The sequence below is a fragment of the Streptomyces sp. NPDC050997 genome (assembly GCF_040660135.1).
Lineage (GTDB): Bacteria > Actinomycetota > Actinomycetes > Streptomycetales > Streptomycetaceae > Streptomyces.
Map to the genome: position 1 here is coordinate 258,947 of NZ_JBFAGK010000010.1, position 18,836 is coordinate 277,782.

At 69.9% G+C, this 18,836-nt stretch carries 17 protein-coding genes and 1 riboswitch; of the genes, 4 read left to right on the forward strand and 13 right to left on the reverse strand.

Annotation, left to right across the window (positions count from 1 at the left end):
- Positions 1 to 10: 10 nt before the first annotated feature.
- A complete protein-coding gene (locus AB0H86_RS24025) occupies positions 11 to 1,597 on the reverse strand; it encodes a GMC oxidoreductase (RefSeq protein WP_362442232.1) in 1,587 nt (528 codons plus the stop codon).
- A 161-nt stretch (positions 1,598 to 1,758) separates the two neighbouring features.
- Positions 1,759 to 2,901 carry a glycosyltransferase family 4 protein gene (locus AB0H86_RS24030; RefSeq protein ID WP_362442235.1) on the reverse strand — a complete coding sequence of 381 codons (1,143 nt, stop codon included), beginning with the start codon at positions 2,899 to 2,901 and terminating at the stop codon, positions 1,759 to 1,761.
- Between the two features lie 120 nt (positions 2,902 to 3,021).
- On the opposite strand from AB0H86_RS24030, the gene AB0H86_RS24035 reads away from it, so the two are divergent.
- The gene (locus AB0H86_RS24035; RefSeq protein WP_362442238.1) at positions 3,022 to 4,260 is read left to right on the forward strand and encodes a glycosyltransferase family 87 protein; all 1,239 of its coding nucleotides are present in this window, start codon (positions 3,022 to 3,024) and stop codon (positions 4,258 to 4,260) included.
- 33 nt (positions 4,261 to 4,293) lie between these two features.
- Here the strand turns inward: AB0H86_RS24035 and AB0H86_RS24040 are convergent, their stop codons facing one another.
- The 5 genes from AB0H86_RS24040 to AB0H86_RS24060 all read right to left on the reverse strand — a co-directional run bounded on the left by AB0H86_RS24040 (position 4,294) and on the right by AB0H86_RS24060 (position 9,638).
- Positions 4,294 to 5,487 carry a hypothetical protein gene (locus tag AB0H86_RS24040; RefSeq protein ID WP_362442241.1) on the reverse strand — a complete coding sequence of 398 codons (1,194 nt, stop codon included), beginning with the start codon at positions 5,485 to 5,487 and terminating at the stop codon, positions 4,294 to 4,296.
- Between the two features lie 33 nt (positions 5,488 to 5,520).
- On the reverse strand, positions 5,521 to 6,543 hold the full coding sequence (locus tag AB0H86_RS24045) for an NlpC/P60 family protein (RefSeq protein WP_362442243.1): 1,023 nt from the start codon (positions 6,541 to 6,543) through the stop codon (positions 5,521 to 5,523).
- Positions 6,544 to 6,774: 231 nt separating this feature from the next.
- Positions 6,775 to 7,812 (reverse strand): NlpC/P60 family protein, encoded by a 1,038-nt coding sequence (locus tag AB0H86_RS24050; protein ID WP_362442246.1) that lies wholly within the window; start codon positions 7,810 to 7,812, stop codon positions 6,775 to 6,777.
- A 209-nt stretch (positions 7,813 to 8,021) separates the two neighbouring features.
- Positions 8,022 to 9,365 (reverse strand): NYN domain-containing protein, encoded by a 1,344-nt coding sequence (locus tag AB0H86_RS24055; protein ID WP_362442249.1) that lies wholly within the window; start codon positions 9,363 to 9,365, stop codon positions 8,022 to 8,024.
- A gap of 33 nt (positions 9,366 to 9,398) precedes the next feature.
- Positions 9,399 to 9,638: a hypothetical protein gene (locus tag AB0H86_RS24060; RefSeq protein ID WP_362442252.1), complete on the reverse strand. Its 240-nt coding sequence runs from the start codon at positions 9,636 to 9,638 to the stop codon at positions 9,399 to 9,401.
- Between the two features lie 243 nt (positions 9,639 to 9,881).
- Between AB0H86_RS24060 and AB0H86_RS24065 the strand changes: the two genes are divergently transcribed.
- Positions 9,882 to 10,625 carry a rhomboid family intramembrane serine protease gene (locus tag AB0H86_RS24065; RefSeq protein WP_362442255.1) on the forward strand — a complete coding sequence of 248 codons (744 nt, stop codon included), beginning with the start codon at positions 9,882 to 9,884 and terminating at the stop codon, positions 10,623 to 10,625.
- On the forward strand, positions 10,622 to 10,903 hold the full coding sequence (locus AB0H86_RS24070; protein ID WP_356776441.1) for an Lrp/AsnC ligand binding domain-containing protein: 282 nt from the start codon (positions 10,622 to 10,624) through the stop codon (positions 10,901 to 10,903). Before AB0H86_RS24065 ends, AB0H86_RS24070 begins: the two co-directional genes overlap by 4 nt.
- 113 nt (positions 10,904 to 11,016) lie before the next feature.
- Here AB0H86_RS24070 and AB0H86_RS24075 read toward each other — a convergent pair whose 3' ends face one another.
- The 6 genes from AB0H86_RS24075 to AB0H86_RS24100 all read right to left on the reverse strand — a co-directional run bounded on the left by AB0H86_RS24075 (position 11,017) and on the right by AB0H86_RS24100 (position 18,149).
- Positions 11,017 to 12,378 carry an aminotransferase class V-fold PLP-dependent enzyme gene (locus AB0H86_RS24075; RefSeq protein ID WP_362442258.1) on the reverse strand — a complete coding sequence of 454 codons (1,362 nt, stop codon included), beginning with the start codon at positions 12,376 to 12,378 and terminating at the stop codon, positions 11,017 to 11,019.
- A 176-nt stretch (positions 12,379 to 12,554) separates the two neighbouring features.
- Positions 12,555 to 12,671, reverse strand: a riboswitch (SAM riboswitch).
- Between the two features lie 74 nt (positions 12,672 to 12,745).
- On the reverse strand, positions 12,746 to 13,810 hold the full coding sequence (gene trpD, locus AB0H86_RS24080; RefSeq protein WP_362442261.1) for an anthranilate phosphoribosyltransferase: 1,065 nt from the start codon (positions 13,808 to 13,810) through the stop codon (positions 12,746 to 12,748).
- Between the two features lie 139 nt (positions 13,811 to 13,949).
- Positions 13,950 to 15,605, reverse strand: coding sequence for a cytochrome bc complex cytochrome b subunit (locus tag AB0H86_RS24085; protein ID WP_362442264.1), 1,656 nt, complete (start codon positions 15,603 to 15,605; stop codon positions 13,950 to 13,952).
- A complete protein-coding gene (locus AB0H86_RS24090) occupies positions 15,602 to 16,660 on the reverse strand; it encodes a Rieske 2Fe-2S domain-containing protein (RefSeq protein WP_362442266.1) in 1,059 nt (352 codons plus the stop codon). The genes AB0H86_RS24085 and AB0H86_RS24090 overlap by 4 nt, the downstream gene beginning before the upstream one ends.
- Positions 16,657 to 17,466: a c-type cytochrome gene (locus AB0H86_RS24095; RefSeq protein WP_362442269.1), complete on the reverse strand. Its 810-nt coding sequence runs from the start codon at positions 17,464 to 17,466 to the stop codon at positions 16,657 to 16,659. The genes AB0H86_RS24090 and AB0H86_RS24095 overlap by 4 nt, the downstream gene beginning before the upstream one ends.
- Positions 17,467 to 17,528: 62 nt before the next feature.
- On the reverse strand, positions 17,529 to 18,149 hold the full coding sequence (locus AB0H86_RS24100; protein ID WP_362442272.1) for a heme-copper oxidase subunit III: 621 nt from the start codon (positions 18,147 to 18,149) through the stop codon (positions 17,529 to 17,531).
- A gap of 190 nt (positions 18,150 to 18,339) precedes the next feature.
- Between AB0H86_RS24100 and AB0H86_RS24105 the strand changes: the two genes are divergently transcribed.
- A complete protein-coding gene (locus AB0H86_RS24105) occupies positions 18,340 to 18,741 on the forward strand; it encodes a hypothetical protein (RefSeq protein ID WP_362442275.1) in 402 nt (133 codons plus the stop codon).
- The last annotated feature ends 95 nt before the right edge of the window (positions 18,742 to 18,836 follow it).

An 18,836-nucleotide genomic window follows, 5' to 3' on the forward strand; every position in this document is an offset into this window, starting at 1 on the left:
CCACGACGGATCATGGCGCGGTGTCCTCCACCAGGACCCGCGCCATCGTCCGTTCGGCGAGCGCGGTGATCGTCACGAACGGGTTCACCCCGATCGAGCCGGGCACCAGCGAGCCGTCGGTGACATACAGCTTCGAATACCCCTTCACTCGGCCGTAGTTGTCGGTCGCCTTCCCCAACACGCAGCCGCCGAGCGGGTGGTACGTGAAGTCGTCGGCGAAGATCTTGCTGGAGGAGCCGAACAGGTCGTACCGGTAGATCGTCGAGTTCGCCGCGTTGATCCGGTCGAACAGCTTCTTCGCCATGCCGACGGAGACCGCGCTCTGGGCGGCGGACCAGCCGAGCCGCACGCCGCCCGTGCCGCTGTCGTACGAGAACGCCGCCCGCTGCGGGTTCTTGGTGATCGCCAGATAGAGGCTGACCCAGTGCTCCAGTCCCGTCGGCAGCGGGGCGATCTCGGCGAAGACCGGGTTGGCGGCGTTGGCCCAGTCGTCGATGCCCATCACCGGCATGGTCGACTGGTTGGCGCCGACGGTGTCCCACAGGTGGTTGGCCCGCCCGAGCATCACGTTCCCGTTGGTGCCCCAGCCCGCCCCGACGCTCGCGTCCAGCGCGGGCAGCGTGCCCGTCGCCCGGGCCCGAACGAGGAGTTCACTGGTCCCGAGGCTGCCGCCGCCCAGGAAGAGGTACGTGCAGCCGTACTGCTTGGTCTCGACGACCGCGCCGGTGTCGTCGATGCGGTCGGCGGTGAGGACGTACGTTCCGTCGCTCGCCCGGCTGATCCCGCGCACCTTCTCCATGGTGTGGATGGTGACCTCGCCCGTGCCCAGCGCCGCCGCCAGATACGTCTGGTCGAGGCTGCGCTTGCCGTGGTTGTTGCCGTAGATGACCTCCTGTCCGAGGGCCGACTTCGTCGCCGTGCCGGCCGCCTCGCGCTGCATGTAGCCGAAGTCGTAGACGCTGGGCACGAAGGTGGTCTTCAGTCCGGTGTTCGCGGCGTGTTTCCGGGAGACGCGGGTGAACTGGTACCACTCGGTCGACTCGAACCAGGCGGGGTCGACGCTGTTCACACCGAGCATGGCGCGGGCACGCGGGAAGTACGTGGAGTACATCTCCGTCGCGTCGACGGTGGGGAACTGCTCGGCGAAGTAGGACTGGAGCGGGGTGACCGCCATGGAGCCGTTGACCAGGGAGCCGCCGCCGACCCCACGGCCCACGAAGACGGACATGTTGTCGAAGTGCACGCGGTCCAGGACGCCGGGGTAGCGGCTGATGTCCCGGTTGACGACGTCCAGCCACAGGAAGGAGGCCAGCGGCGCCTCGGTGCGGGTGCGGAACCACATGGACCGCTGGTCCGGGGCGCTGGTGGAGCAGAAGACCTTGCCGTCGGGGCCCGCGGTGTTCCAGAGCCGGCCCATCTCGATCACGAGGGTGCGGATGCCGGCCTGGCCGAGTCGGAGGGCGGCGACGGCGGCGCCGTAGCCGGAGCCGACGACGATCGCGGGGGCGGTTTCGACCGCGTCGGGTTCGGCCGCCCGGGCGGACTGGAGGCCGACCCGGGTGAAGCCGAGGGTGGCCGCGGTCTGCAGTGCGGCCATGCCTAGTATGTGACGTCTCGTCAGCTGACGCTGCATCAGTTTTGCTGTCATGTGCGCAGCATGTCCGGATTATCGCGTTCCGCCTAGAGCTGCCGCAGGGTCGGATCGGACCTTTGAAAGGGTCTTTGCGGAAGCCCCCTACGGTCGTTCCGCGGAAGCCCTCACAACAGTGCCCGGAGCTTCTCGGCGAGCAGGTCCCAGCGCCACTTCTCCTCGACCCACGCACGCCCCCGCTCCCCCATCCGCCGGCGCAGTTCGGCGTCCCCGAGGAGCACGACGATCCGCTCGGCGGCCTCCTCCACCGAGCCGCCGCGCACCACCCAGCCGCTCTCGCCGTCGAGGACCGCGTCGGGGGCGCCGCCGGAATCACCGGCGACGACGGGCAGCCCGGTCGCCGAGGCCTCCAGGTACACGATCCCGAGCCCCTCGACGTCGAGCCCGCCCCGCCGGGTCCGGCACGGCATCGCGAACACGTCCCCGGCGCCGTAGTGCGCGGGCAGCTCGGACCAGGGCACGGCACCGGTGAAGCGGACGGAGCCGGCGACCCCGGTCTCCCGCGCCAACTCGCGCAGGTCCTTCTCGTAGGGCCCGCCGCCGACGATCAGCAGCACGGCGTCCGGCTCGGCGGCCAGGATCCGGGGCATGGCGAGGATCAGCGTGTCCTGCCCCTTGCGCGGCACCAGCCGGGACACGCACACCACCACGGGCCGGTCGGTCAGCCCGAGCCTGGCCCGGACCTCGTCGCCGCCGGAGCCCGGGTGGAAGGTCTTCTCGTCGACTCCCGGCGGCAACTGCGTCATCCGCCCGGCCGCGTCCGGCGTCAGCGCGGTCGCGATCCGTGAGCGGGTGTACTCGCCGAGGTAGGTGACGGTGTCCGTGGACTCGCCGATCCGGCGCAGCAGCTGCCGGGCCGCGGGCAACTGCGCCCACCCGGCCTCGTGCCCGTGGGTGGTGGCCACCAGCCGCTCGGCGCCCGCCTTCCGCAGCGCCGGCGCCATCAGCCCGAGCGGCGCCGCCGCCCCGAACCACACCGACGTGCACCCGTGTTCGCGCAGCAGCCCGACGGCCCGCCGGGTCACCCCGGGCGTCGGCAGCAGCATCGTGGTGGAGTCCCGTACGACGGTGAAGGGCTGCTCCGCGTCGAACGCGGCCGTCGCCTCGGCCCCCTCCCGGCCGCGCTTCCAGGTGGAGGCGTACACGACCAGCCGCTCGGGGTCGAGCCGCAGCGCCATGTTGTGCAGGAACGCCTGGATCCCGCCGGGCCGGGGCGGGAAGTCGTTCGTGACGACGAGAGTCTTGTGCATCGCGGCCGACCCTACCGAACCGGCGACTCACAGCCGCCCGTGGCCGCGTCTGTGGCAGGCTCACAGCAGGGCGCGACATCATGTTCCCCTCAAGACAGGATTCGAACGGCAGGGGATCACGTGGAGACGACGGGTGCGAGGCGGTCCCTGACCTGCCTGCTGATCACCTGGGGCGTGACCAGGCTGCTGCTGTTGCTGTTCGTCTTCAAGGTGTACGTCTTCCCCGGCCCGGACGTCACCAGCGACGTCTCCGTCATCTACCAGGACTGGTACGACGTCCTGCGCACCGGCACCTTCCCGCTGGACGACGTCACCTGGCAGTACCCGCCCGCCGCCGCCCTCCCGATCCTCTCCCCCGCGCTGCTGCCCGGCCTGGACTACGCCTCGGCGTTCTTCGTCCTCGCCTTCCTCGCCGACCTGGTCGTGCTCGCCCTGCTGGTGTACGCGGGCCGGCGCCCGGACAAGCGGCTGCGCGGCGCCTGGGTGTGGGTGGCGGGCATCCCGCTGCTCGGCCCGACCGGATACGCCCGCTACGACGTGATGGTCACCGCGGTCGCGGTCGCCGCCCTGCTCGCGGGGTCCCGGCATCCGCGTGTGATGGGGGCCCTCGCGGGCTTCGGGGCGATGCTGAAGGTGTGGCCGGCGCTGCTGCTCCTGGGCGCCCGCAGGCGCGGCGGCACCTGGGCCGCGGCGGCGCTGACCGTCTCCGGGCTGGCCGCGCTGTTCGCCGTCGCGATGCCGGGCGCCTTCGCCTTCCTGACCTTCCAGCGTGACCGGGGCACCGAGGTCGAGTCGCTCGGCTCCCTTGTCTTCCATGTGGCCCGGCACCACGGCTGGGACGGCGAGGTGCTGCTGAACTACGGCTCGGTGGAATTCCTCGGCCCGTGGGTGAACATCGTGAGTACGGCCGCGCTCGCGCTGACCGGCATGGCCTTCGGCTGGCTGCTGCTGTGGCGGCTGCTGGCGACCCGGTTCGAGGCGCACACGATGGCCGACGCGGCGTTCGTGGCGGTGCTGATGTTCACCACCACCAGCCGGGTGATCAGCCCGCAGTACCTGGTGTGGCTGGTGGGCCTGGCGGCGGTCTGCCTGTGCTTCCGGGCGAGCCGGATGGGCGGGCCGGCGGGCCTGGTACTGGCGGCGTGCTTCGTGACGGTGCTGGAGTTCCCCCTCTGGTTCGCACACGTCGTGGCGAGCGACCCGCTCGGCGTCACCCTCCTCGCCGTACGCAACGGCCTGCTGGTGCTCGCCTCCCTCGCCGCCGCCCGCGTCCTGTGGCGGGCGACGGTCCCGAAGCCGACGGCACCCCTGGTCCCCGACCAGGCGGCCCGCACCGAGGAGGAGCCCGCCTCCTCCTGAGCCGGCACCCCGCCGGGGCAGCCCGGGCCGGCCTCAGCCCAACTGGGCCCGCAGATAGTCCCGCCACCGCGCGGTGAACTCCTCCGGTGTCGTGTCGAGCACCTTCCTCATCGCGTCCTCGACCGCGCCCGCCCGCTTCTGACGCGTGCCCACGGCCCGGTAGAACTCGCCGAGCCGCGCCTCGCCCCACCGGTCGGCGATCATCCGGCAGGCCATCCAGCCGCCCTCGTAGGCCTGTGCCAGCCCGGTCGCGGCCCCGCTGAAGCCGAAGTCCCGGTCGGCCGGCAGGGCGTTTGGCACCTCGCCCTTGCCCACGGCCTCCCACAGCTCCGGCGCGGCCTGCTCGGGCGTACGCCCGCTGTCGCGGTAGCCGACCCAGTCCGCGTACCCCTCGGACAGCCACAACGGCGTCGCGGGGGTGGTGTCGGCGCGGGTGGCGACATGGGTGGTCTCGTGGGTGAGCACGACCTGCTTGCCGAGGGAGCCGAGCACGCCGTACGCCTCGGGGTTGACGATGATCCGGTCGGCGGGCGCCCGCGCCGGGGCGCCGGTCTCGCCGGTGGTGACGGCCGCGATCCCGCGGTACCCGGAGGCGGGCGAGCCGAGCAGGCCCGCCATGCCGGCCAGCGACTTCGGCACCAGGACCACGACGTGTCGGGACCAGTGCGTGCCCCACACGTCCGACACGGCGGGCACCGCGTGGTCCGCCAGGTCCGCGTAGGAGTGCAGCGCCTCACCGCTCTGCGCGACCCCCATGACCATGCTGTGCTCTCCGCGTACGACGATCACCTCGCCCTGGTCCCACAGCTGTTGGGGAGCCTTCCGGGCGGGCAGCTCGGCGTCCACGTACCACTGTCCGCCTTTGTCCAGGGACAGGTTCAGGGTGCGGCCGACGGTGACCGGGGCCTGGTCGTAGCCCTGGACGCGGTAGCCGAGTTCGACGTCGGCGGTGGCCGTGGCGCCGGTGCGGTGCAGGGCGGTGACGCGGTAGGACCAGGCGGCGAGCGGGACCGCGCTGAGGTTCCCGAACCAGCTCAGGGCGCCGGTCCGCACGAACGCCACCCGGTCCCGGTCGAGGACCGCGGTCGCCCGCCGGTCGAGGACCCGCTGCAGTTCGGCCTTCGCGCTGTCGGTGGCGGGCCCGCCGCCGCAGCCCACCAGGGCCACCAGCAGCGCCAGACACAGCGCCACGACTCCATGACCCGACGCCCGCCCTCGACCTGCCACGCCTCGATCGTACGGGGGCGTGAGCGCGCGCGGTCAGACCCGTGTGACGGTCGCTCCCGGAATCATGTCCACCGGGTCGTAGCGCACGGGGGCCCCGGGATAGGGCGCGTGGATCACCTGGCCGTTGCCCATGTACATCGCGACATGGCTGGCGTCGTTGCGGTAGGTGACCAGATCACCGGGCTGCGCCTGGGACAGCGGGACCTGACGGCCGGCGAACCGCTGGGCCTGCGAGGTGCGCGGCAGGGAGACCCCGGCCTGTGCGTACGACCACTGCATCAGGCCCGAACAGTCGAAGCCGGAGGGGCCGTTGGCGCCCCAGACGTACGGCTTGCCGAGCGCGGCCCGGACCGCCGTGACGGCGGCCGCGGCCCGGTTCGAGGACGGGGCGGCGCTCCCGGGGTCGGGCAGGTCGAAGCGGCCGGAGCGGGAGGCCCGGTCGTAGGCGGCACGCTCCCCGGACGGCAGGGAGTTGAGCAGTTGCCGGGCCTTCGCGAGCTTCTTCTCGACGGTCCGCTTGTGGGAGGCGACGGCCTTGCGGCTCTTGTCCAGCTCACCGAGTTTGCGGACCGCCTCGGAGCGCTCCTGGGCGAGTTCGCGCATCGCCGTCCGGAGTTCCTCGAGTTCCCCGGCCTGGTGGACGCCGATCCGGTCGAGGACGGAGGCCTTGTCGAGGTAGTCCTCCGGGTCGTCGGAGAACAGCAGAGCGAGGGAGGGGTCGAGGCCACCGGAGCGGTACTGGGCACCGGCCAGCGAACCGAGCGTCTCCCGCATGGAGTTGATGCGCTCCTGCTGCCGGGCGATCCGGTCCTGGGCGCCGCCGACCTCCTCGCGGAGCGCGTCGGCGTTCTCGTCGGCCTCGTTGAATGCCTCGGTGGCCTTCTCGGCCTCCTCGTAGAGGCGGTCCACCTCGGCACGGGTGTCGTCGTGCGGTGCGGCGACGGCCGAGGTGGCCGGGAGAACGCCGAGGGTGGCGGCCGCGGCTGACATGACACAGAGCGCTGCACTGGCGCCCCGGTCGAACCCGGACGGTGCAAGACGGCGATGGGACCCCACGGGAAGCCGCACTCCTTCCGACTGGCGGACAAGGAAACGCGGCAGACAGTAGCCCCGAGCAGGGGCCCCCACCAAAGACCTCGAAGGGCACATAACGCGGCGCCCCGCCTCAGACGCAGGTCATGGGCGGGGCGCGGGGTCAGATCACGCCCTCGTGATTCGCCCGTTCGGGCGGCAAGGTGTGTTGATCTTCCAGGAGTTCGAGAAGGACGGACCGGGCAGGCCGGTCGGTCAGACCCGGACGCCGAACATGAACGGGCCGCCGATGGTGCCCATCGACTCGTAGCGGACGACCGTGCCGGTGCGCGGCGCGTGGATGATCTGGCCGTTGCCCGCGTAGAGGCCCACGTGGTGCAGGTCGTTGAAGAAGAACACGAGGTCGCCGACCTGGAGTTGGCTCTGCGAGTAGATCTTCGTCCCGATGGTCGACTGCGCCTCGGAGGTCCGCGGTATGCCGACGCCGGCCGCCGCGTACGCCGCCGAGGTGAGGCCCGAGCAGTCGTAGGAGCCGGTGCCGGTGGCGCCGTAGACGTACGGCTTGCCCAGCTGGCTCTGCGCAAAGGCGTAGGCCGCGCCGGCCCGGCCGGAGGAGGCACTGCCGGAGTCGAGGACGTCACGCCCGCTGTCGCGGCTGGCGCGGTCCTGGTCGGCCTCGAGCTTGGCCTTCTCGGCGGCCGTCAGGGAGTTGTAGAGCGTGCGCGCCTCAGAGAGCTTCGTCTGGACCTGCTGCTTCTTCTTGCCCAGTTCGGTGCGGGTGGAGGCGAGGTCCTTGAGCTTCTCGGACGCCTCGGAGCGCTCCTGGGCGAGCTCGCGCTGCTTCTCCTGGATCTCCTTCAGCGCCTCGACCTGCTGAGCACTCAGCTGGTCGGCGGTGGACGCCTTGTCCAGGTAGTCGTCCGGGTTCGACGACAGGAAGAGCTGGAGGGAGGGGTCGACGCCGCCCGTGCGGTACTGGGCGGCGGCCGCCAGGCCCATGGAGTCGCGCAGCTCGTTGAGCTCCTCCTGGCCGCGGGCGACGTTGTCCTGGATGGTGGAGATCTCCTTCTGGAGCTTCTCCTGCTTCTCCTTGGCCCCGTTGTACTTCTCGGTGGCCTGCTCGGCCTCCTCGTAGAGCTTGTCGACCTTGCCCTTGACCTCGTCCTTGCTCGGCTTCTCGCTCGGCGCCGCGTTGGCGGCCTGCGAGCTCAGAACGACGGCAGCGGCGGCTGCTGTGGTCAGCACCGTCACGCGTGCACGACTCGGTTGTTTGGGTCGACGATGGGACGCCACGGAGGTGAACTCCTTCTTTTGAGTGATCACCCGCTCGGAGGTTCGAGCCCAGACCTTAGTGACCCTCTTGTGATCAGTTCAAATCCTCACGCGAAAAATCTCGTCACACCGTGCATTCTTTGCACTCAACTCACATGCGGTGACATCCGGTTGACACTACGTTGCGTGACGGTTCAGTCAATTCGGGCATTGGGACCGTACGTTGACCTTCAGGACAGTCGCTTGAGGAGCACCGCGGAAGCGACCGGTCGCGCCCCCGCCCGGGCCACCCCGTCGGCCACCTCACGGTCGGTCGAGGCGACGATGACCGGACGCCCCGGAGGCTCCGCGCGCACCAGCTGGCGGATCAACTCGTCGGCGGTGACACCCGGCTTGGAGAACAGCACCCGCACCCCGCGCGGCGGCGCCAGCAGCACCGGCGCCACCAACTCGGCTCCGTCGAAGACACAGGTCACCTCGGCGCCGGTCTGCGCGGCCAGCTGCGAGAGCTGCCCGAGGAGCCGGAGCCGCTGCTTCTCCAGGGGCATCTGGGGATAGCCGGTCTTGGTGACGTTGTAGCCGTCGACGACCAGATGGGCCTGCGGCAGCGCGAGCAACTGGTCGAGGATCGCGGGGTCGTTCTCGGACAGGGCCCGCGCGGCGATGTCCTTCGGGGTCATACGTCCCGGTTCGACCGCGTCCACGGTCTCCGCCGGGCGCACGGACACCGGCGGCAGCGCGAGTTCCCGGCGCAGCCCCTGAGTGGCGTCGAGCAGGGTGTCCAGAAGCAGCCGTACCCGCATGTCCTCGACGCTGCGCCCCTCGCGGGCCGCCCTGCGGGTGGCCTCCAGGACCGCCTCCGCCTCCCCGAGGCGCGCCTTCAGCCGCCGGGTCTCGCTCTCGGCCGCCGACAGCTGGGAATGCCCCTCGGAACGCGTGGCCTCCATCTCGGCGTGCGCCTTGCGCAGCGCCGCCTCGCCCCGCTTGACGTCACTCAGGGCCGCGCGCAGTTTGCGGTGCAGCGACTCGGCTTCCTTCTTGGCCGAATCCAGCTCGGTGCGCAGCCGCTCGGTATCGGTCCGGGTCAGCTCGCGGGCCCGGTCGAGCTCCTCGCGCAGCCGCTCCAGCTCGGCCCGGTTCTCCTCGTCGACCCGCTCGGCGTCGGCCCGCTGGGCCTCCTCGCCGGCCGCGGTCACAAGCTTCACCCAGTCGGTGGGACGCAGTACATAGGCCGCGGCCGCCACGTCGAGCGGGTCCGCGGCCGGGGGCGGCGAGCCGGAGTCGAGGGCACCGGACAGCTCCGGCTGCGCCTCTCTGAACTTCTCCCCGATACGCTGCCGGAACAGCGGATCGGTCTCCAGGGCCGCGGCCATGGCGTTGCCGGCGAACTTGGCCCGCCGGTTGGGCGCGAACCGGGCGTACTGCCTGAGCTGGGCCGGCAGCTCCGCGACGGTCAGCCCGCCGAAGCCGTCGGAGACGATCTGCACGACCCTGCGGCGCACACCGTCGGGCAGCGGACGGTCGAGCACCTCAGCGGCGCCGTCGCCCGGCCCCCCGCTCGTGCTCTCCACCATCGTCACCCCAATGCCTGTGCGGGCCCGCTCCCGTCAGGAGCCGGCGCCCGGCCTGTCCACGAGTTCCACCTGATCCACGGCGTTGCACCAGCGGCAGCGCACCGACTCGATGGTCTCACTCACCACGTCACGCTCCTCGACCTTCGGCTCTCCGGCCAGATCGAGGTGGACGTACTCGACGACCTTCGACGAGCGGGTCACATCGAAGCGGGTGAGGTTGCCGCAGAGGGTGCAGCGCCACCGTGTCGTGGTGGTCGGCAGGGGAACCGTCATCGTGACTGTTCGCTTCCTTCTGGTGTCGGTACGTGTGGTGCCGGTACTTCCGAACGTCAGCACCTCTGATGTCAGTACGTGTGGTGCCGGTACTTCCGAGTACTTCCAGTGTCGATGACGTGCCGGGCTCCCCCGGCACGTGTGGCTCGTTACCCTACGGCCTGGCGCGGACTCGCCGCTCGGACGTCCACGGCGGCGAGGCGGTGTATTCCGTTGCGTCCCGTTACGTCATGCTCTGTGTCCATGATCAGCATCTGGCGCGAGACGGTCGGCAGGGCGAGCAGATCGGTCCTCAGGTCGCCGGCACCGGTCACCTTCGGGCTGATCGCACTGTGTTCCCTGCTCTTCCTGATCGGTCCGGCCGCCGGCCTGAATCCGGTGTACGGCCCCGGTGACACACTGCTCACCGCGCAGCGGGCCTATTTCCACCGCTGGGGCGTGGTCCCCACCGAGCTGTTCGAGGGGTCACCACGAGCCGCGCTCACGCCCGCCACCGCCCTCTTCGTCCACGGCAGCTGGGTGCACCTGCTGGGCAACATGCTCTTCCTCTACGTCTTCGGGGTGATGACCGAGGAACGCATGGGCAGCGTCCAGTTCACCCTCTTCTACGTCGGCTGCGGCTACCTCGCCCTGCTCGGGTACGCCGCCGCCCACGCGGACTCCGAGCAGTCCCTGGTCGGCGCGTCCGGGGCGATCTCGGCGATCCTCGGCGCGTTCCTGTACCTGTTCCCCGGGGCCCGCGTGACCAGTCTTCTCCCTTTCCTGTTCTTCCTGCCGCTGCGCTTCCCCGCCTGGGTCGTCCTCCTCTTCTGGGCGGCCCTGCAGTGGCTGGCGGCGGGCCGGGCGCCCCAGGGTCCGGGGGTGGCGTACCTGGCCCACGTGGTGGGGTTCGGGCTGGGGTTCGGCTACGCGTGGGGGCGGTTCGGACGTGGGACTAAAGTGAGTTCCGCCCCAGCTCCGGCCCCCGAGGGAGAGAACCAGCCGTGATCACCGCGATCGTGCTCATCAAGACCAGCGTGGACCGGATTCCCGAGATCGCCGAGTCGATCGCCTCGCTGGAGAGCGTGAGTGAGGTCTTCTCCGTCACCGGCACGTACGACCTGATCGCCATGGTGCGGGTACGGCGGCACGAGGACCTGGCGGAGGTCATCCCCGGCCGGATCAGCAAGATCCCCGGGGTGGAGGGCACGGACACGCACGTGGCGTTCCGTACGTACTCGCAGCACGACCTGGAGGCGGCGTTCGCGATCGGGCTGGACTCCTGACCCGCTGAACACCGCCTCCGAGTCTCTGGACCTCGGAGCCTCAGGGCCTCAGCCCCTCAGCGCCTCAGCGCCTCAGCGCCTCAGCGCCTCAGCGCCTCAGGGCGAAACGCTTCTCACACGGCCGGGACGCAGCGGCCGTCCTCCGTCCGGTACTGCCACTTCGCACCCTCCCGCACGAGTTGCCGCACCGCGGTGACGAAGCGCTCCACATGCTCGTCCGGGGTACCCGCGCCGAAGCTCACGCGGATGGCGTTCAACGACTTCTCGCCGGGCGCGGCCTCGGGGGCGCCGCACTCGCCCTGGGTCTGGGGGTCGCTGCCGAGCAGGGTGCGGACCAGCGGGTGGGCGCAGAAGAGGCCGTCGCGGACGCCGATGCCGTACTCGGCGGAGAGCGCGGCGGCGAAGTGGGAGCTGTTCCAGCCGTCGACGACGAAGGAGATCACGCCGACCCGGGGGGCGTCGTCCCCGAACAGGGACAGGACCCGGACCTCGGGCACCTCGGCGAGGCCGGTGCGGACCTTCTCGATCAGGTGCCGCTCACGCGCGACCAGGGTGTCGAAGCCGGCCTCCGTCAGCGCCTTGCAGGCGGCGGCGATGGAGTAGGCGCCGATGACGTTGGGCGAACCGGCCTCGTGCCGGGCGGCGCTCTTGTGCCACTCCACGTCCACTCCCCCGTCCTCGCGTCGCGTGACCTTGCGGCTGGCGCCGCCGCCCGCGAGGTAGGGGTCGGCCGCGATCAGCCAGTCGGCCCGTCCGGCCAGGACACCCGAGCCGAAGGGGGCGTACAGCTTGTGCCCGGAGAAGGCGATCCAGTCGACGTCGAGATCCCGCACCGAGACCGGGTGGTGCGGGGCCAGCTGGGCGGCGTCCAGGACGATCCGGGCGCCGTGGGCGTGGGCGGCGGCCGCCAGCTCCCGTACCGGCCACAGCTCTCCGGTGACGTTCGAGGCGCCTGTCACGCACACCAGGGCCGGGCCGTGCGGGTCTCGCTCGGCGAGGGCCCGCTCCAGGGTGGCCACCGCCTGCTCGGGGGTGCGCGGGGCGTCGAGGTAGCTGACCCGGGCGTCCTGCCAGGGCAGCAGCGAGGCGTGGTGCTCGGTCTCGAAGACGAAGACCTGGCAGTCGGCCGGAAGCGCGGCGGCGAGGAGGTTGAGCGAGTCCGTGGTGGACCGGGTGAAGATCAGCTGGTCGTCGGCGCGGCAGTCCAGGAACTCGGCGACGGTCCGGCGGGCGTTCTCGAAGAGGTCCGTGGAGAGCTGGGACAGGTAGCCGGCGCCGCGGTGCACGCTGCCGTAGTAGGGCGCGTACGCCGCCACGTCGTCCCAGACGCGCTGCAGGGCGGGCGCGCTGGCCGCGTAGTCGAGTGCCGCGTAGGTGACCTCGCCACCGGTGACGAGCGGGACGGTGACATCCTGCCCCAGAACGGGCAGCGGGGAACAAACGGACTGGGCGGCGACAGCGGTGGGGACAGACATGGCGAACTCCCGTGAGACGCAGCTGAGATCACCACGCGAGCGGGTACGGCTCAAGCGTGGGTGAAGGTGAGAAAAGGGGGTGCGGAGGCGGGGCTCTGCGGCCCTATCGCATTCGCCGGCTCACGGAAGTCTCCTCGACGACCAGGACCCCTGGTGCTCACTCAGAAGAGTGCGAGGGTCCGCGCTTGCCGCAGACCTCGCTGCCTACGGCCTGGTCTTCACCCGGGGCACCCCGCCACGGACGGAGGGTTGCCGGACAGTCGGCCGGGGCCTCATGACTGTCACTCATGACCTGGTCAAAAACGTACGTGACGTGATCGTGGTCCCGCAACCCGTGTCCGGATCGCGGGATGTCGCCACGTCGTCGTCACGCGTTGCTGGCCGCCGCCCAGCGCTCCAGCGTCCGCTTGGCCGCGCCGGAGTCGATGGAGTGCGCCGCCTTTTCCATCCCGGCCCGGATCTGCTCCGTCAGCGGCGCCCCGGTCGGCTCCAGCGCCACCAGCGCCGCCGCCGAGTTCAGCACGACCGCGTCCCGTACGGGCCCGTGCTCACCGTCCAGGAGGCGGCGGGCGACCTCGGCGTTGTAGGAGGGGTCGGCGCCTCTCAGCGCTTGCACCGGCACCAGTTCGAGGCCGACGTGCCGCGGGTCGAAGGACTCCTCGGTGACCTTGCCGTCGCGCACGATCCACACCCGGGAGGTGGCCGTGGTGGTCAGCTCGTCGAGACCGTCGTCGCCGCGGAACACCAGCGCGGACGAGCCGCGCTCGGCCAGCACGCCGGCGATGAGCCCCGCCATCCGGGTGTCGAAGCAGCCGATCGCCGAGGCGGTGACCCGGGCGGGGTTGGTCAGCGGACCGAGCAGGTTGAACGACGTCGGAATCCCCAGATCCCGCCGGACCCCGCCGACGAACCGCATCGAGGGGTGGAACCTGGCCGCGAAGCAGAAGGTGATCCCGGCCTCCTCCACCACCCGAGCCACGCCCTCGGGCGACAGGTCCAGGTTGATGCCGAGCTTCTCCAGCACGTCGGAGGACCCGCTCGCCGAGGACGACGCCCGGTTGCCGTGCTTGACGACCTTCGCCCCGGTGCCCGCGATCACGATGGCGGACATCGTCGAGATGTTGACCGTCTTGGCCCGGTCGCCGCCGGTGCCCACGATGTCGACGGCCGGTCCGGGGATGTCCAGCGGTTGCGCGTGCGCGTACATCGCCTCCACGAGACCGGTGATCTCCTCGACCGTCTCGCCCTTGGCCCGCAGCGCCACCATGAAACCCGCGATCTGGGCGTCCGTGGCCTCGCCGCTCATGAACCGGTCCATCGCCCATGCCGTGTCACCGGCGCTCAGGTCCTGGCCGCGGAGCAGCGCGCCCAGCACCTCGGGCCAGGAACGGCCCGCCGCGGTGTCGCCTCCAGCGGGGGTCACAGCGCTCATAAGCCGCTCCTGGGTCGGTCCCGTACAGCGGGGACACGGTTCTTCTCGTCGGGTCCACCCTATCCAGCGCCGGGCACGGCGAAGGGCCCCCGTCCGAAGACCGGACGGGGGCCCTTGCCGTGGTGTGGCGACGCGGTGATCAGTGGTGGCCGTGGCCGCTGGTGATCTCCTTGTACTCCTCGACGCTCGGCTTGGGGATCTGGGCTTCCTCGCCGTAGTACGCCTCGCTGAGCTTGGCGCGGAGCCTCTCGGAACCCTTCACCTTGCGCTCGACGCCGTTCTCGTCGACCGTCGGGCCGATCTGGGCCGGCACGTACTGCTCGTGCGCGGTGAGCGTGTGCAGCTGCTCCTGGCTGAGCGGCTCGTGCACCTCGATGAACTCACCGTGCGGCAGGCGCTTGATGATGCCCGACTCGCGGCCGTGCAGCACCTTTTCCTTGTCGCGGCGCTGGAGGCCGAGGCAGATCCGCTTGGTGGCGATGAACATGAGGACCGGAATGACGAAGAAGCCGATCCGGACGAACCAGGTGATCGCGTTGATGGAGAGGTGGAAGTGGGTCGCCCAGAGGTCGTTTCCACCACCGATCAGCAGCACCATGTACCAGCTGATCCAGGCGACACCGAAAGCCGTACGCGTCGGGGCGTTGCGCGGGCGGTCCAGGATGTGGTGCTCACGCTTGTCACCGGTGACCCAGGACTCGATGAACGGGTAGACCGCGATCGCGACCAGCACCAGCGGGAAGATCACCAGCGGGATGAACACACCCAGGACGAGCGTGTGACCCCAGAAGTTGATCTCCCAGCCCGGCATGACACGGATCAGGCCCTCGGAGAAGCCCATGTACCAGTCGGGCTGGGCGCCGGTCGACACCTGGTCCGGACGGTAGGGGCCCATGGCCCAGATCGGGTTGATCGAGGCGATCGCCGCGATGGCCGCGATGACACCGAAGACCAGGAAGAAGAAGCCTCCGGCCTTGGCCATGTAGACCGGCAGCAGCGGCATGCCGACGACGTTGTTGTTCGTCTTTCCGGGGCCCGCGAACTGCGTGTGCTTGTGGTAGAAGACCAGGATCAGGTGGCCGACGACCAGGCCGAGCATGATGCCCGGCAGCAGCAGCACGTGGATCGAGTAGAAGCGGGCCACGAAGTCGCCGCCCGGGAACTCACCGCCGAAGAGGAAGAACGACAGGTACGTGCCGACGATCGGCACGGACAGGATCGCGCCCTCCATGAAGCGGACACCGGTGCCGGAGAGCAGGTCGTCCGGGAGCGAGTAGCCGGTGAAGCCGGTGAACATGCCGAGGACGAACAGCAGGAAGCCGAACAGCCAGTTGACCTCACGCGGCTTGCGGAACGCACCCGTGAAGAACACGCGCATCATGTGCACGAACATGGCGGCGAGGAAGATCAGCGCCGCCCAGTGGTGGATCTGCCGGATCAGCAGACCACCGCGCACATCGAAGGAGATGTGCATGGTCGAGTTGAACGCCTCGGACATCAGCTGGCCCTGCAGCGGGACGTAGCTGCCGTGGTACTCCACCTCGTTCATCGACGGGTGGAAGAACAGCGTCAGGTACACACCCGTGAGGATGATGATGATGAAGCTGTAGAGGCAGACCTCACCCAACATGAACGACCAGTGGTCGGGGAAGATCTTGCGCATGTTGGTCTTGGCCAGGGAGTAGATCCCGAGCCGGCCGTCGGCCCAGTCGGCGACCTTCTCGCCGGCCGGTGCCTTCCCGCGGGAGCGGCCCGCGTCCCCGGAGGGATTCGTGTTGGTGGCTTGAGTGCTCATCCGCGCTCCCAGAATGCAGGACCGACAGGCTCATCGAAGTCGCCGAGCGCCTCGAGGTAGCCCGCGTCGTTCACGCCGATGCGAAGCTGCGGCAGGGCGTGACCGGCGGGGCCGAAGATCACCCTGGCGCCGTCGGCGAGGTCGAAGGTGGACTGGTGGCAGGGGCAGAGCACGTGGTGCGTCTGCTGCTCGTACAGGGAGATCGGGCAACCGACGTGGGTGCAGATCTTCGAGTACGCGACGATGCCCTCGTGCGACCACTCGAGCTCGCGCTTGTCCTTGATGTTGTCCGGCTGGATCCGGACGATCATCAGGGCCGCCTTGGCGATCTCGGTCTGGAACTCCTCGTCGTGCTCCTCCAGGCCCTCGGGCTTGGCGAAGGTCAGCGAGCCGACCGCGACGTCGGACGGACGCAGCGGCTCGTTGGTGTTCATGTTGACGAGCAGCTTGCCCTTGGCCCACAGGGTGTGCCGGAGCTTGGTGCCGGGCAGCGGGCCGAGGTCGCGCAGCAGTACCAGGCCGGACAGCGGCACCAGGGTGAGCGCGCCGAGCATGGTGTTGCGGATCAGCTTGCGACGGCCGAGCGCCGACTCCTTGGCGCCCAGCTTGAAGTCCGCTTGGACCTTCTCGCGGACCTCGGGCGGCGCCTCGATCGGGTGACGCTCGTCGGCGACCTCCACGTCGGACATCAGGGTGCGGGCCCAGTGGACCGCCCCCGCGCCGATCGTGAACAGCGCCACGCCCAGCGTCAGGCCCAGCGCGAAGTTCAGCGCGTTGACGTGCCCGATCGGGAAGACGTAGATCGCCCTATCGTGCGGGATCGCCACATACGAGGCGATGAAGCCGACGGTGGCCAGCATCGACAGCGTGAACAGGAAGGCGACCGCACGCTCGGACCGCTTGGCGGCCCGCTCGTCGATGTCCTGGACCCGGTGCTCGTGGGGCGGCAGGCCGGGGTCGGCGAACGGGTTCTTCTCGTCCGCGACGCCTACCGCGCCGTGCCCGTGCTCCTGCTCTTCGGGCAGGTTCTCTTCTGGAATGTCTTGGCTACTCATGACTTCTTGGCCTTTGCGGTCCGAGCGGCGACCCAGACGGCGACCGCGATCAGCGCCCCGAGGCCGAAGATCCAGGCGAACAGGCCCTCGCTGACCGGACCGAGTCCGCCCAGCTCAAGACCGCCGGGGCTTTCGGTGTCGTCACCGTTGACCGCGTCGAGGTACGCGATGATGTCCTGCTTATTCTGCGCCGACAGGGTGCTGTCGGGGAAGGAGGGCATGTTCTGCGGGCCGGTCTGCATGGCCTCGTAGATGTGCTTCGGGCTGACGCCCTCGAGGTCCGGTGCGTACTTGCCGTGCGTGAGCGCGCCGCCCTTGCCGGTGAAGTTGTGGCACTGGGCGCAGTTGGTGCGGAACAACTCGCCGCCCTTGGCGATGTCGGCGCCCTCGGGGCCGTACTGCGCGTCGGTCGGGACGGACGGGCCGGCACCCAGGGAAGAGATGTACGCGGCAAGCTGGTCGATCTCGGCCTGCGTGTAGATGTTCTTCTTCTTCGGGATCTGCGCGCCCGGCTGCTGGGCCGGCATACGACCGGTTCCCACCTGGAAGTCGACGGCCGCGGCGCCGACGCCCACGAGGCTCGGACCGTCGCTGCTGCCCTGACCGCCGGTGCCGTGGCAACTGGCGCAGCCGACGGCGTAGAGCTTCTTGCCCTCGTCGATGGCAAGCGACTGGGCGGTTTCATCGGCCGCAGCCTTGTCCGTGGGTGCGAACAGGACGTACAGCCCCCCGGTGCATGCCAGCGCGAGGAGTAGTACGACGACCGCCGCCAGCGGATGGCGTCGTCGTGCGGAGAGCTTTTTCACGGATTACCCCGGTGTCAGGATCTTCTGCGTCGATGCTTCTGGAATTGCGGGAGCGGTCCCGGCTACTTGATCAGGTAGATCGTGGCGAAGAGGCCGATCCAGACGACATCGACGAAGTGCCAGTAGTAGGACACGACGATCGCGGCGGTCGCCTGCTCGTGCGTGAACCTCTTCGCCGCGTAGGTGCGGCCGAGGACGAACAGGAAGGCGATGAGGCCGCCCGTCACGTGCAGGCCGTGGAAGCCGGTGGTCAGGTAGAACACCGAGCCGTACGGATCGGAGGACAGGGAGATCCCGTCCTTCTTCACCAGCTCCGTGTACTCGTAGATCTGACCGCCGATGAAGATCGCACCCATGATGAAGGTGACGATGAACCAGCCACGGAGCTTCTTCACATCACCGCGCTCGGCGGCGAACACGCCGAGCTGGCAGGTGAGCGAGGAGAGCACCAGGATCGTGGTGTTCGTCGCCGAGAAGGGCACGTTGAGAGCGTGCGCCATCTCCTTCCAGTGATCAGGACCCGTCACCGATCGCAGGGTGAAGTACATCGCGAAGAGGGCCGCGAAGAACATCAGCTCGGAACTCAGCCAGATGATGGTTCCGACGCTGGTGAGGTTCGGCCGGTTGACCGACGGGTGCGCGTGCCCGGTTTCTACTGTCGTTGCTGTCGCCACGACCGACATTATGTCGGTCGCTTATCCCGCCCTCACTACGGGGGGTGCCGTTCGGAGTGTTCGCAGCTCGTGCGCTGCCCGGATGGCCCACCGAAGCGGTGTTACGGCAGGTGTTGACGAGCCGCCCCAGGGAGTAGCATCCGCGGCAGCGGGCCGAGCCCGTCCTGGGTCCGTACGACGCCGATGTCACGGAGGAACCATGCAGCCGACCGCCACGGTGCTGGTCTACAGCGACGACTCCAACACCCGCGAGCAGGTGCGGCTGGCCACCGGGCGCAGGCCCGCTCCCGATGTACCCGTGGTGGAGTTCCTGGAGTGTGCGACCCCGGCGGCCGTGCTCAAGGAGCTGGACCGGGGCGGCATCGATGTCTGCGTCCTGGACGGCGAGGCCGTGCCGATGGGCGGCATGGGGGTCTGCCGGCAGATCAAGGACGAGGTCTTCGACTGCCCGCCGGTGCTCCTGCTGATCGGCCGCCCTCAGGACGCGTGGCTGGCCACGTGGAGCCGTGCGGAGGCCGCTGTGACGCTGCCGGTGGATCCGGTGGAGTTCGCGGCGGCGCTGGCCGCGCTGCTGCGGGAGAAGAAGTCTCTGAACGCCTGAGGACTCGGCTCCGGACACGGTCCGGCGGCTGCGGGGCCGTGGGGGCTTGTCCGGCCCCCACGGCGGAGCCGTCCGCTGCCGCGTCCGGTCCGCTG